Here is a 14,406-nt window from a genome sequence, read left to right on the forward strand (position 1 = left end):
GATTCAATCATGAATTAGATTGCCAAAAGCTATCATAACGATTAATTGGCAAATGTCTTTTATGCTCTGTTTTATTGTACCAATTTTCGATCGTTTGAGCAGCTTGTTCTGGTACAATGCGCCCTTCTAAATAATCATCAATCAATGAATAGGAAACGCCAAGTGCCTCTTCATCGGCTAACAATGGGCGATTTTCTTCTAAGTCAGCTGTCGGTATCTTTTCATACAAACGTGGATCTGCGCCTAACACTTGAAGAAGTTGACGACCTTGACGCTTATTTAATCCCCATAATGGCACAATATCTGCAGCACCATCACCAAATTTTGTGTAAAAACCAGTCACAGCCTCTGCAGCGTGATCACTCCCTACAACAATACCTTGATGTTCCCCGGCGATAGCATACTGCGTCACCATACGTATCCTCGCTTTAATATTTCCTTTATTAAAATCACTGATTGTTTTCTTCATTGGAATAAGTGAATCCACAATAGCATCCACACCCGCTTTAATATTAACGGTCATCACTTGATCCGGCTGAATAAAATTTAAAGCTAACTGTGCATCTGCTTCATCATTTTGTACACCATAAGGTAAACGAACTGCTATAAATTGATAACTCGAATCCCCAGATTCATCCCGCATCTCTTCCATTGTTAATTGCAATAATCGACCTAATAAAGTAGAATCTTGACCTCCACTAATACCTAATACAAATGTTTTTAAAAAAGAATGTGCCTTTAAATAATCTTTTAAAAATTGAATGATTTGTCGAATTTCGTCGGTCGGTTCAATTGTCGGTTTGACATTTAAAGCACGAATAATTTCTAATTGTTTAGCTCTCATCAAAAAACCTCCCTCATCTTTATGATCGATTCAACTTCGAACGCTCTTTAACATCTTTACGAATTGCTGCAATTTTCTCTACTTTTTGATTATATAACGTTTGTGATAAATCAACTGGATATGGTTCTGGATTTAAAATGCGTTTATATTCATCCCACAGCTGGTCTAACTGACACATGCTAAACTGTTTAATCTCATCTAGTGTTGGTAATTGATAAACTAACTCGCCATTAACAAAGATATCTTGTAAAAGCGGACGCGCTGTGAAATCTTTAACTGTTTTGTTAATATATGTATATACAGGATGGAACATGAATAATTCTTCTAATTGGTCAACTTGTTCATCTGCTAAAGTAATATAATCGCCTTCAGACTTACCATCACAATTTCTAGTAATTCGCCATACTTGTTTCTTACCTGGTGTCGAAATTTTCTCTGCGTTAGAGGAAATCTTCATTGTATCTTCCATTTCACCTGTCTCATTTTCAATTGAAACTAATTTGTAAACGGCACCTAAAGCAGGTTGATCAAATGCAGTAATTAGTTTTGTTCCAATACCCCATACATCAATTTTAGCACCTTGCATCTTTAAGTTTAAAATCGTGTCTTCATCCATATCGTTAGATGCATAAATTTTGGCCTCTGTATAGCCCGCAGCATCTAACTGTTCTCGAACTTTTTTAGACATATAAGCCATGTCGCCACTATCAATTCGAACACCTAAGAAGTTGATTTGATCGCCCATTTCATTCGCCACACGAATAGCATTTGGAACACCTGATGCTAGCGTATCATATGTATCTACTAAAAAAACACAATCTTTATGGGCTTTTGCGTAACTCATAAAAGCGCGGTAATCGTCGCGATAGGCTTGAACCAATGAATGAGCATGTGTACCGGCAACCGGGATTCCAAATTTTTTTCCTGCACGTACGTTACTTGTTGCATCAAAACCAGCAATATAAGCCGCACGTGTTCCCCAAATAGCAGCATCCATCTCTTGAGCACGTCTAGAACCAAACTCCATCACACTATCGTTTCCTGCTACTGAACGAATTCGACTAGCTTTCGTTGCAATTAAAACATGGAAATTTAAAATATTTAATAATGGTGTTTCAATTAACTGACATTCAGCTAGTGACCCTTCTACTTGAATTAATGGTTCATTGGCAAACACCAAATCCCCTTCTAATACTGCACGGACATTTCCTTTAAAACGAAATTCACGTAAATAGTCAATGAAAGCTTCTTCGTAATCTTGAGTATTCGATAAATAAGCTAAATCACTTTCTGAAAAGTGTAAATCTTCTAAAAATCGAACAATTCGCTCTAACCCTGCATTGACCGCATAGCCACTACCAAATGGATTTTTGCGATAATAAGCTTCAAATACAGCTTTCTTTTGATCAATGCCATCTTTCCAATACGCATAAATCATATTAATTTGATATAAATCAGTATGTAATATTAATGAATCATCTGTGTAATTTAAATACATGCTTACTCTCCTCATTTTGACAATCTTTTATTTAATAGTATCACGATTAGAAGAAGAGTTGAAACTTTATGGCAATTTAATGAAAATAAAAAACTAGTTGATAAGCGAACTTATCAACTAGCCTAAATTAATAGATGACTCGAATGCCTTCATCACCCAGTTTATCTAATGAATAAACGTGTGGCGTTTCTGCGTCTAGTCCTCTTGAAGAAACTTTATCAAATAAAATTTTAATTGTTTGCAACATAATTTTCATGTCCAATAGCAATGAATATTTTTTAATATAAATTAAGTCAAAATTCAATTTACTATTGAAATTTGATGCATATTTACCATAAACTTGCGCATACCCAGTAATTCCTGCACGAACATTATGTCTTAAATAATAATAAGGATTTTCTTGCTTAAACTGATCCACAAAAAATGGACGTTCCGGACGTGGACCAACTAACGACATATCCCCTTTTAACACATTAATTAATTGTGGCAATTCGTCTATACGTAATGAACGAATATACTTACCAATTTTGGTAACACGCATATCGTTGGAAGTCGAAAGAACGGGCCCAGAATCTTTTTCAGCAGTTGCTGACATTGAACGGAATTTTAAAATATCAAACTCTTTATTGCCTTTTGTAATACGAGTTTGTTTGTAAAAAATACCACCCGGTGAATCTTGTTTAATTAATAATGCTGTAATTAACATGATTGGTGCAGTTAAAACAAGTAAGATTAACGCAATTAAAATATCAAAAAAGCGTTTAATTAATTCTGCTTCTGGCGGAATACTGAACATCGATAATTCAATCATACTTTCATCTTCAATACTCATAATATTAGGCGACATATAAACCATATTGGAGAATCCAGTATTTAAAAATATTTTTTTACCCTCACGCATTAACTTATCAAATAATTTAATCCGCGTTTCTTCGTTTAAATTACTCGCAAAATAAACAATATCGACTTGATTTAAATACGCTGTGACATGATATTCGTAGTCACTTAGAACCACATGAGTAACTTCATGACGTCCGCTTTTAGAACGTTTAAAGTTATCGATTGCATTCAAGACTTCATCTTCACGACCAACAATCATCACTCGTTTTACGCCAGTAAAGTAGTTGTATAATTTAAAGACAGCGACACGCCATACAAATAAGAATAATGTCCCAACGACAATATTCACTAAAATAACAGAACGAGGGAAAGCAAACCAACGCCCCATGAATGTTAAAGCCATTGTAACAAATGACATCAAAATTTGATTGATTAGCGTAATAAATAATAAATCACCAATTGTTTTATTATAAAACACGTAGATTCCAGACAAAATATTAATAAATACAAATCCAATTAGCACTAGAAAAAATGCGGACTGAACATCATGAAAATTTTGTTCTGGTATCGTAAATCCAAATCTTAAATAAAACGAAACGAAATATGCTAACACAGCAATTAAAACATCCGCAATCACGACAAATACTTTACGTAATTTATCCCATTCAGTTAATCCAAACATAAATACCTCCTCTGACTCATTCATTGTTTTTATTTTAAAAAGTACTCTTATTTTAACATAATGAATGACCAACTAATAGAGATGAAATATATGGGAATTGATTGATTAATTCTTGGTATCACCATAATCATTCTATTAGTTTCAATTTATTTTACTGTTGATGAATCAAATACTTGTTGATACAACGCGCCGATTATAACCGCTCCACCAACTGCATTTCCGAGTAGCACAGGAATGACATTCCATAAGAAATCCATCCATGTAATATCGCCACCAGCAAAAATAGCTGCTGGAATAACAAAAAAGTTAGCGACAACGTGTTGGAATCCAATTAATACAAATGTCATCACTGGGAACCATGTAACAAGTGCGCGATCTGTATAGTTTTTACTTCCGTATGATAGAAAGACTGCTACACCTACTAAAATATTACATCCGATTCCTGAGAAGAAAGCTTGTAAGAAATTAGCGTCTACTTTTGCATGAGCAACGTGCAAGGTCTCAGCTAAATAAGCCCCTTCTGTTAAACCGACAACATGACCGAAAAAGTAAGCGACAAATATAGCGCCAATTAAATTAAAAAGTGCAACAACTGTCCAATTTTTCACTAAATCAATCCATGACACTTTACGTGCAGCCATAGCCATACCAACTGCCATCATGTTTCCTGTTAATAATTCCCCGCCAGCTATCAATAATAATATCAGTCCTACTGGAAAAACACTTGCTCCAAGGAACGAGCCAAAACTTGACCATTCTTCAGGTAATATCGCATTAACACGTATATAAGCTAAGTAACCTAGCGCAATATACAATCCTCCCATAAAAGCTAAAGGCATCCGTTCACGTTGAGAAATTTCAACTTTGTGTATACCTTTTTTAATTGTGACCTGTACTAATTCTTCTGATGATAATCCATTCATAATTATATCTCCTTTATTCATCTTGACTTATTTTACTCATCCGTTTTATCTTACATTTTATGTGAAATAAGTTCAATATCTTATTATCACTTTTAGCTTTAGTTTCTCGTCATAAGTCATAAAAAAAGATACAACAAAAGAAAATTGCTGCATCTTTTAGATCAATAAATGATTAATCAAAATTTTTCATATTTAATACTTTTTTATCTACGCCACCTAGACGTAAACCTAATTTTATTATTTCAACAATTGGAACAATTGCAAAAGCCGTTAACCAAACTTCTAGCCATTCGATTAGTGATAATGGCGTTGAGTTGAAGAAATCTTGAACACCAGGTACAACAATTACAAAGAGTAACATGAAACCTGATACTAAAATAGCATAATTAAATCCTTTATTGCTAAATGGTTTCGTTGTAAATAATGATTTGAAGACTGATTTCACGTTAAATGCATGGAATAATTGGATTAAACCTAATGTCGCAAACGCCATTGTTTCAGCAGTCGGGATAGAAGCACCCTTGATATGTGTTACATACCAATACATGTATAGCGTTAATCCACCCTCTAATATCCCTTGATAGATAATCGATAACAACACCCCATTGGATAAGAAATTAGATGATTTTCCACGTGGAGGTTGTTGCATAATTTCATCATCTGCATCTTCTAATCCTAGGGCGATTGCTGGGAACACATCAGTTACTAAGTTAATCCATAAAATATGAATTGGTTCCAATATTTGCCAACCTAACATTGTAGCGATAAACATGGTTAAAACTTCACCCAAGTTAGCTGATAGTAAGTATTGAACCGCTTTTTGAATGTTAGAGAACACTTTACGACCTTCTTCAACTGCAACAACAATTGTTTGGAAGTTATCATCAGCCAATACCATGTCAGAAGCACCTTTTGAAACTTCTGTCCCAGTAATTCCCATACCAATTCCAATATCTGCTGTTTTTAAACTTGGTGCATCATTTACACCATCACCTGTCATCGCAACCACTTTATTATTGGCTTGCCATGCTTTTACAATTCTTACCTTATGTTCAGGTGATACACGTGCATACACTGAGTAGTCTTGCACTTGCTTCTCTAACTGTTCATCTGACATATGATCGAGCTCAGCACCTGTCATCACACCAGATGTTTGATGAGGCTCTAAAATTCCTAAACGTTGAGCAATAGCAGTTGCTGTATCCTTATGGTCTCCAGTAATCATTACTGTTCGAATACCTGCATCTTTTGCCACTCGAATCGCATCTTTTGCTTCTTCACGTTCCGGATCAATCATACCAACTAATCCTGCAAATACTAAATCTTCTTCAATTGTTTCTGATGTTAAATCACTTGGCAATTGATCCACACGTTTATACGCTAATGCTAATACACGTAAAGCTTGTGTTGCTAATTGATGATTTAATTCGGTTAATTGCGTTGAATCTACAGCAGTTAGTGGTTGTTCTTTTCCGTTAATTAAAATCGATTGACAACGTGCCAACAACATATCAGGCGCACCTTTTACAGCGATAAAATATCCTGAATCACTTTGATGGATGGTTGACATCATCTTACGTGTCGAATCAAATGGTAATTCTTCCATTCGTGGTTCTTGAGATAATGCTTCATTCAAATCAAATGAATGATCTAAACTAAATTGAACTAAAGCAGTTTCAGTTGGATCACCTAATAATTCACCTGCTTGATTAATTTTCGTATCATTAGCAAAACTCATAATTTTAAATAGTAAGTCTTGATCAGCTGATACTTGATCTTGATTAATAACTTGTTGATTAAAGACAATTTTTTCAACAGTCATTTGGTTTAATGTTAATGTACCTGTTTTATCTGAACAAATTACTTCTGTTCCACCAAGTGTTTCCACTGCTGGTAACTTACGAACAAGCGCATGACGTTTTGCCATTTTTTGAGTACCTAAAGCTAAAATAATTGTCGTAATAGCAGGTAACCCTTCCGGAATAGCAGCTACTGCAATTGAAATAGCAGTCAAGAGCATACGTAGTAAATCGCCCTCTTTAATAAATCCAATAACAAAAATAATTGCAGCAATGATAATAATAGCAATCGTTAACCAACGGCCTAATGCATCTTGATTTTCTTGCAACGGCGTTTTCTTTTCTTCCGTCGTATTTAAGAGGTTCGCAATTTTACCGACTTCGGTGTTCATACCGGTTTCTGTTACTACCCCGACAGCACGTCCGTATGTAATACTTGTTGAAGAATATAACATATTCGTCCGATCGCCAATACTAACATTGCCATCTTCCAACGTTCCAACGTGTTTTTCAACCGGAACCGATTCACCAGTTAACGCCGCTTCTTCCACTTTTAAAGAATTTGATTCAATCAAACGAACATCGGCTGGTACAATATCTCCCGCTTCTAGCAAAATGATATCGCCTGGCACAATTTCCTCACTTTTTACTTCAAGTGTATGACCATCACGTTTAACCTTCGCCATGGGTGAGGCCATTTTTTTCAGCGCATTAATTGCCTCTTCTGCTTTGTTTTCTTGAAAGACACCCAATAAAGCATTTAATAAAACAACGAGTAGAATAATAATTCCGTCAGTCACTTCACCTAACACAGCGGATACACCTGCTGCGATTAGCAAAATAATAATCATAAAGTCTTTAAACTGATTTAAAAACTTCTGTAACGTCGTTTTTTGTTTTTTGGCTTCTAGTACGTTTTCACCATGAATATCACGACGTGTTCCGACTTCACGTTCACTCAAACCTTCCATTGATGTATTTAATTTAGATAATACATCATCTTCTGGCATCGTGTGATACGCAAGTCTTTCTTCTTTTGCTACTTCTTGCATAACTTCTTTTTCTTTCATATATACCTCCCCTATTTCGTACAGTTCCACTGACATCTTAATTAATTAAAAAGACTTATACATATCGGCAAATAGCCTTTATGCATAAGTCTCACTAATTAAGATAGCACCAGTAGTTTTCACTACTTAACGTTGTTGACACTATCGCATTCAATCTGCCAGTTACTCCCTTATGTACCTATATATTTATTGTACATGATTGATTAGATAATTGCCAATACTATAAAGTTGATTAAGAATAAAATCGTTGTAATCCAAACGATTGGATGAACTTCACGTGCCTTACCATTAATGACTTTAGTTAAGCAGTAGAAGAAGAAACCTGCTGCTATACCGTATGAAATAGAGTAACACAATCCCATAAAGATTGAAGCAAAGAAGGCAGGAACCGCTTCTTCAAAATCATACCAATCAATATCTTTAAACGAACTCATCATCATAATTCCAACAACTACTAAAGCTGGAGCAGTTGCTTCAGCAGGAACAATACCAATGACTGGAGCAAAAATAGCACTCACTATAAACGCACCCGCAGTTACCACACTAGTTAACCCTGTACGTCCTCCAGCAGCAATACCGGCAGATGATTCAACAAATGTAGTAATGTTACTTGATCCAATTAATGCGCCTAACGTCGTACCAATCGCATCTGCGAAAAGTCCGCGTTCCATTTTTGTTGATAAACCAGTTGCATCATGAACAGCTTCCTCATCTTCTTCAGTAAAAATCCCTGTGCGACGACCTGTCCCAATGAATGTTCCAATCGTATCAAACGTATCAGTCAAACTAAAAGCAAAGATGGTCAATAAAACTAAAGGAATACGGTTGATATCACTGAATAAATGACCAAAACCTTCTGAACCAAACGCTGCCATAAATGTAGTCCCTAATTCACTAAAAGCACTGCCCAATGAATTAGCCGACCAATTAACCGCTGAAACGTCCACTACACCTAGAGGAATACCCGCTAACGTTGTAATGATAATTCCAATTAAAATGCCACCTGTTACTTTTTTCAGAACTAATATAATTGTTACTAATAAACCAATTAGAGCCAATATAACACCTGTTGAGTTAAACATAGCGATGCTTGGAATAATACCGCCACCCATGCTAACCGCTTGAACACCTTCAACGGTTTGTGTTGGATCATAAGCACTTCCATTAATGGCTAAAATCGAACTACCATCCGCTTGAAAATGAAGAAGATTCGCATTTTTTAATCCGATATATGCGACGAATACACCAATCCCTCCACCAAGCGCATGTTGAATACTTAATGGAATACCTTCAATTAACATTTTACGAATTTTAGTTACTGTTATAAAAATATTAAATAGACCACATAAGAATACCATCGCAAGAGCTTCTTGCCATTTGAATCCTAATGAAAAACAAACAGTGAAAGCGAAAAATGCATTTAATCCCATACCTGGGGCCAAAGCGTAAGGAATATTCGCATAAATTCCCATAATTAACGTACTCACTACGCTGGAAATGATTGTTGCTAAAAATACAGCTTGTGTGGGCATCCCTGTCGTCCCTAAAATAGCAGGATTAACGAATATAATGTACGACATAGCGAAGAAAGTAGTCAACCCCGCAATAACCTCACGATGAACGGTTGTTTGATTCTCGTTTAATTTGAAAAAATTTGAAATCATAATATCTCCTTTTTTATTTAATGATAGTTATAATTATACAAAAACCTGACACAAAATCAACAGTTTATTAACATTAACGTGTTTTATTTTTATAATCGTTCGCTTTTGGCGAGTTATGTCTCGTTGGAAATTGAGGAATTTGTTGCCAAAACTAGTTGAAAAGGTTATGATAAAAAGGATTGTTAACACACTTATTTTTGATGTTGTTAACTAAAATAGATATTTTTTGTTAGAGAAAGGATATTACTTATGCATGATTTAATAATGAATCAGTTACAACATAAATATAAAAACATTTCTGCTAAACATTTAAAAGCTACCATTGATATGATTTTAGAAGGTAACACCGTTCCTTTTATTGCCCGGTATCGGAAAGACCAAACCGGTAATTTAAATGAAGTCGATATTAAAAGTATTGCTGATGATTACGATTCATTCACTAAATTGGAAGAACGTCGTAAAAGTATCCTTAACTTAATTCAAGAACAAGACAAACTAACCCCTGAATTAAAAAAAGAGATTCAAGCAGCTAAAACCTTACAAGAATTGGAAGATCTATATCGTCCATACAAACAAAAGAAACAAACAAAAGCAACGATTGCACGCGAAAAAGGTCTAACACCACTAGCTGAATTAATTATGACTCAACCAACTGACTTTAATTTGTTAGAAATCGCTGCTACATATATTAATCCTGAACAAGATCTTGAAACAACTGAGGATGTTATTGAAGGTGTTCATGAAATCTTGGCAGAAGATATTGGCGATGAACCAAAATTCAGAAGATGGATTCGACAATTCACTTTTAGAACAGGGATTCTTCAAACAAAATTACGTAAAAACGCGAAAGATGAAATGAGCACTTATGAAATGTACTATGATTTTACTCAACCGATTTCAAACATCGCTGATCATCAAACATTAGCCATCAATCGAGCAGAACGAGAAAAAATTATTTCTGTTTCCATTGAAGTGGATATGGAAGCTCTAGAACGTTACTTTAGTGGTCGTTTAATTACCAATAAAGAATCTGCAGCACAAATGACCATTAAAACAGCTTACCAAGACAGCTATAAACGTTTTATTGGACCAGCCATTGAACGCGAAATTCGAAAAGAATTAACGGAACGAGCTGAAGCAGGAGCCATTCATCTATTCGGCGAAAACTTAACACACCTTTTATTACAACCACCTTTGACCGGTGAAATTATATTAGGATGGGATCCGGCCTTTAGAACAGGATGTAAGTTAGCCATTATTGATACCACTGGAAAAGTGTTAAGAAAAGAAGTGATTTATCCACATAAACCAAGTAATAAAGAAAGACGAGAAGCTGCAAAAGAGATTTTCAAACAACTACTAACGGACTACCACGTTACTTGTGTAGCCATTGGTAACGGTACAGCCAGTCGTGAATCCGAACAGTTCGTTTCTGACCAAATTAAAGAAATGAGCCAAACGATTACATATACAATTGTTAACGAAGCTGGCGCATCAGTCTATTCAGCTAGCGCATTAGCACGAGAAGAATTTCCGGATTATGAAGTAGAAGAACGCTCAGCTGTTTCAATTGCACGTCGTTTACAAGATCCTTTAGCTGAACTTATAAAAATTGATCCTAAAGCAGTCGGTGTTGGCCAATATCAACATGACGTTAACCAAAAAGCTTTGAGTGATGAACTAGACTTTGTTGTATTAAAAGCCGTAAATACCGTTGGAGTCGATTTAAATACTGCTAGTCCAACTCTACTCGAACATGTTTCAGGATTGAATAAAACAATTGCTCGAAACATCATTGATTTCCGAAATGAAATTGGACACTTTACACAGCGCAATCAATTAAAAAAAGTCAAACGTTTAGGTGCAAAGACATTTGAACAAGCTGCGGGATTCTTAAGAATACCAAACGGTGAAGATGCCTTTGATAACACTGCTATTCACCCGGAAAGTTATAAAATCGCTCAACTGGTACTAAAAGAATTGAATTTATCAACTGATTTACTAGGTTCGCCTGAATTACAAGAAGCCTTAACTTCTTTCGACCACGAGAAATTCGCTCAGGAACATCAAGTAGGACCACATGAATTAAATGATATTTTAGAACAATTTAAAAAACCAGGACGTGATCCACGGGAAGATGCACCAAAACCAATTTTAAGAGAAGATGTATTAAAGATGAGTGACCTATCCGTTGGTATGCAGTTACTTGGAACTGTCAGAAACGTTGTCGACTTTGGAGCCTTTGTTGATATTGGTGTTAAACAAGATGGTTTAGTTCATATTTCAAGACTCAGCTCACAATTTATTAATCACCCATCGAATGTCGTATCCGTTGGTGATATTGTGACTGTTTACGTGGATGAACTAGATGTCAATAAAAAACGCATTGGATTATCGATGATACCGCCAAAAAGAGAAACTAAAAATTAATATTATTTCACGAATTAAGCTAGGATAATCCTAGCTTTTTTTGTTTAAATAAAAAAAACCTTATGACCAAAGTCATAAGGTTTTAAAAATAGAATAATTGCTTATTTAGCTAAAGCTGATTTAGCTTGTTCTGCTAATGTTGCAAATGCTTCTGCATCATGAACAGCTAAGTCTGCCAACATTTTACGGTTCATTTCGATTTCTGCTAATTTTAATCCGTGCATCATTTTGCTGTAGCTTAAACCATTCATACGAGCTGCTGCGTTGATACGCGCAATCCATAATTTACGGAAGTTACGTTTCTTTTGACGACGGTCACGGTAAGCATACATAAAGCTCTTCATAACTTGTTGTTTAGCTGTTTTGAATAGTAAATGTTTACTTCCATAGTAACCTTTTGCTAATTTTAAGACGCGTTTACGACGTTTACGCGTTACTGTACCACCTTTTACACGTGCCATATTATATAATTCCTCCTTGAAGCGAGTTTATTTTTACTCGATTGATCTCGTCATTATTTCATTGTAGCTAATTGTTGACTAATACGTTTCATATCTCCTGAAGATACTAAACCTGATTTACGTAATTGACGACGTTGTTTAGTAGATTTTGAATGAGCCAAATGGCTACGGAACGCACGTCCACGTTTTAATTTACCGCTTCCTGTACGTTTGAAACGTTTTGCTGAACCTTTATGAGTTTTTTGTTTAGGCATGACTGTTCCTCCTTAGACTATTCCGATTTAGGTGCAAGCACTAAGAACATGCTGCGCCCTTCCATTTTTGCGTGTGATTCTACTTGGGACACATCTGACAATTCTTTTGCCATCCGTTCAAGTACTTCTCGACCAATTTCTTTATGAGTAATCGCACGACCTCTAAAGCGAAGTGATACTTTTACTTTATCACCTTTTTCGATAAAGCGACGTCCTTGGCGAGCTTTTGTCTCAAAGTCATGTGCGTCAATTGTTGGACTCAAACGAATCTCTTTGACGTTGATAACTTTTTGGTTTCGACGTTGTTCACGTTCTTTTTTCTGCTGCTCATAGCGATATTTTCCATAATCCATGATTCTTGCAACAGGTGGTTTGGCATTCGGCGACACTAATACTACATCCAGATTACTTTTCTCAGCAATCTCAAGCGCTTCTTGTTTTGACTTGATTCCTAACTGTTCACCAGCTGCGTCTATCAAGCGAAGCTCTCTTGCACGAATTCCATCGTTAACCATCATATCTTTTGCTATGACAATTCACCTCCATATTTTTTAGAGAAAAAGCAGAAAAAAACGGGTTCCATAAGAACCCGCTGTTTGTACATCAATCAGTAAGTACACTAGGTACTTGAAATTTGATTCACTAGCCCATGGACATTTGTCAACATAGGCGAGAAGCGGGTAGCTCCTGCTTTTATTCTCAACTTCATCAGTTTACTAAACAATTCATAAGATGTCAAATGTTTTTTGAAAGATTCAAACTATTATTTAATAATCATATTTCATCTTAACTTCCATTAAGTATTCCGGTTGTCGACTAACTCTTCGCGCAAACTTGTATGAATTTTGAATTTACCGGTACTAACATAATCGACGTGAAAATCTAAAATGTTGCCATCGCGAATCGCTTGGTCAATCGTGTAATTGTGGTCCATATAATATTTTTGTAGTGTCAATCAATTCACTGGACACATTAATCATCCTATTCGATTTTTTTATCGAATAGCGGTGTCCCTATAAATCCGTAAAACAAACTATTTTTACGATTACAGGGATACCTGTATTCGTGAAAAGATTAGAAGGCAAACCAATGACGGTATCAAGATGATTTTTTTGAGTAGACGCTGGCAAATCTCGCCTTCTGCTCCTTCACGGAATAAGACCCCGTGAGGTAAAATAATTGCTATTATCTCAGACTGTTCTAAGAGGAATAAACCATGTAACAAGAACGCATAATCTTCCTTACTTGAAGGAGGTAACGTCCCAGCGATTTGAAATCGCGGATCACTCGCTATTAAATCATAGTGATTCCACCCTTTTACAGAATAAGGAGGGTTCAAAACGACTGCATCAAATTGGACACATTCATTCGGACGTTCTGGATTTTCCGGCCAATCTTCCGCGAGTGTATCGTCATTTTAATTGCCATCCTTTCTGGACGAACACTATGTAAAAGTAAGTTCATGCGTGTTAAGATATACGTTGCGGTATTTTTCTCTTTTCCGTAATAACGAAGTGTCCGTTGCTCGTGCTCGTCTAAATGTTTCGCAACAGTTAAAAGCAGTGAACCCGATCCAGGTTAAAAATCATATGGTAGTATCAATAGTCGTAGATAAAATCACCCTGAATAAAATAATTTGTTATATATTTAATCGAAAATTTGATAAAGTCCATATAATTGTGTAAAAGATAAAAGGTCATATAAAGCTCCTTTTACGGTACAATGTTTTTACCACAAAACATACCTAGGAGGACTTTATATGACCCAAGTACATTTTACACTGAATAGCGAAGAGGTTCAAAGCATTATTGAACATTCGGTAAAAGATGATGTGTCTAAAAACATTTTGACAACAGTGTTCAACCAGTTGATGGAAAATCAGCGAACAGAATATATCCAGGCTGATGACTATGAACGATCCGAAAGTCGTCAGAGTCAAAG

General features: G+C 35.6%; 13 protein-coding genes and 1 pseudogene. 2 read left to right on the forward strand and 12 right to left on the reverse strand.

Annotated features, from left to right (window positions below; translation table 11 throughout):
- Nucleotides 1–7: 7 nt before the first annotated feature.
- The 6 genes from nadE to L866_RS0102990 all read right to left on the reverse strand — a co-directional run bounded on the left by nadE (nucleotide 8) and on the right by L866_RS0102990 (nucleotide 9,317).
- Nucleotides 8–844: an ammonia-dependent NAD(+) synthetase gene (nadE, locus tag L866_RS0102965; RefSeq protein ID WP_025729014.1), complete on the reverse strand. Its 837-nt coding sequence runs from the start codon at nucleotides 842–844 to the stop codon at nucleotides 8–10.
- 19 nt (nucleotides 845–863) lie between these two features.
- Nucleotides 864–2,342: a nicotinate phosphoribosyltransferase gene (locus L866_RS0102970; RefSeq protein ID WP_025729016.1), complete on the reverse strand. Its 1,479-nt coding sequence runs from the start codon at nucleotides 2,340–2,342 to the stop codon at nucleotides 864–866.
- A 127-nt stretch (nucleotides 2,343–2,469) separates the two neighbouring features.
- Nucleotides 2,470–3,864, reverse strand: coding sequence for a sugar transferase (locus L866_RS0102975; RefSeq protein ID WP_025729018.1), 1,395 nt, complete (start codon nucleotides 3,862–3,864; stop codon nucleotides 2,470–2,472).
- 146 nt (nucleotides 3,865–4,010) lie between these two features.
- Nucleotides 4,011–4,787 carry a formate/nitrite transporter family protein gene (locus L866_RS0102980; RefSeq protein WP_025729020.1) on the reverse strand — a complete coding sequence of 259 codons (777 nt, stop codon included), beginning with the start codon at nucleotides 4,785–4,787 and terminating at the stop codon, nucleotides 4,011–4,013.
- A gap of 172 nt (nucleotides 4,788–4,959) precedes the next feature.
- Nucleotides 4,960–7,656 (reverse strand): cation-translocating P-type ATPase, encoded by a 2,697-nt coding sequence (locus L866_RS0102985; protein WP_025729022.1) that lies wholly within the window; start codon nucleotides 7,654–7,656, stop codon nucleotides 4,960–4,962.
- A gap of 203 nt (nucleotides 7,657–7,859) precedes the next feature.
- Complete coding sequence (locus L866_RS0102990) at nucleotides 7,860–9,317, reverse strand: NCS2 family permease (protein ID WP_025729024.1); 1,458 nt, start codon at nucleotides 9,315–9,317, stop codon at nucleotides 7,860–7,862.
- A gap of 252 nt (nucleotides 9,318–9,569) precedes the next feature.
- Here L866_RS0102990 and L866_RS0102995 point away from each other — a divergent pair, with 252 nt between their 5' ends.
- Complete coding sequence (locus tag L866_RS0102995; protein WP_025729026.1) at nucleotides 9,570–11,750, forward strand: Tex family protein; 2,181 nt, start codon at nucleotides 9,570–9,572, stop codon at nucleotides 11,748–11,750.
- Nucleotides 11,751–11,851: 101 nt separating this feature from the next.
- On the opposite strand, the gene rplT is transcribed toward L866_RS0102995, so the two are convergent.
- The 6 genes and pseudogenes from rplT to L866_RS09625 all read right to left on the reverse strand — a co-directional run bounded on the left by rplT (nucleotide 11,852) and on the right by L866_RS09625 (nucleotide 14,028).
- Entirely contained in the window at nucleotides 11,852–12,211 is a 360-nt protein-coding gene (gene rplT, locus L866_RS0103000) for a 50S ribosomal protein L20 (protein WP_025729028.1), read from the reverse strand.
- Nucleotides 12,212–12,264: 53 nt separating this feature from the next.
- The gene (gene rpmI / locus L866_RS0103005) at nucleotides 12,265–12,465 is read right to left on the reverse strand and encodes a 50S ribosomal protein L35 (protein WP_025729030.1); all 201 of its coding nucleotides are present in this window, start codon (nucleotides 12,463–12,465) and stop codon (nucleotides 12,265–12,267) included.
- Between the two features lie 17 nt (nucleotides 12,466–12,482).
- Nucleotides 12,483–13,001, reverse strand: coding sequence for a translation initiation factor IF-3 (gene infC, locus L866_RS0103010; protein ID WP_025729032.1), 519 nt, complete (start codon nucleotides 12,999–13,001; stop codon nucleotides 12,483–12,485).
- A 260-nt stretch (nucleotides 13,002–13,261) separates the two neighbouring features.
- Complete coding sequence (locus L866_RS09450) at nucleotides 13,262–13,399, reverse strand: hypothetical protein (protein WP_169729068.1); 138 nt, start codon at nucleotides 13,397–13,399, stop codon at nucleotides 13,262–13,264.
- 79 nt (nucleotides 13,400–13,478) lie between these two features.
- A pseudogene (locus L866_RS09855) lies at nucleotides 13,479–13,804 on the reverse strand (N-6 DNA methylase).
- Nucleotides 13,801–14,028, reverse strand: coding sequence for an N-6 DNA methylase (locus L866_RS09625; RefSeq protein WP_245578430.1), 228 nt, complete (start codon nucleotides 14,026–14,028; stop codon nucleotides 13,801–13,803). The pseudogene L866_RS09855 and the gene L866_RS09625 overlap by 4 nt, the downstream one beginning before the upstream one ends.
- A gap of 196 nt (nucleotides 14,029–14,224) precedes the next feature.
- On the opposite strand from L866_RS09625, the gene L866_RS0103015 reads away from it, so the two are divergent.
- Nucleotides 14,225–14,406, forward strand: a 182-nt coding sequence (locus L866_RS0103015) for a transposase (RefSeq protein WP_025729034.1), incomplete at its 3' end; no start/stop codon positions are given.

The sequence above is a fragment of the Atopobacter phocae ATCC BAA-285 genome, assembly GCF_000526675.1.
Taxonomy (GTDB): Bacteria; Bacillota; Bacilli; order Lactobacillales; family Aerococcaceae; genus Atopobacter; species Atopobacter phocae.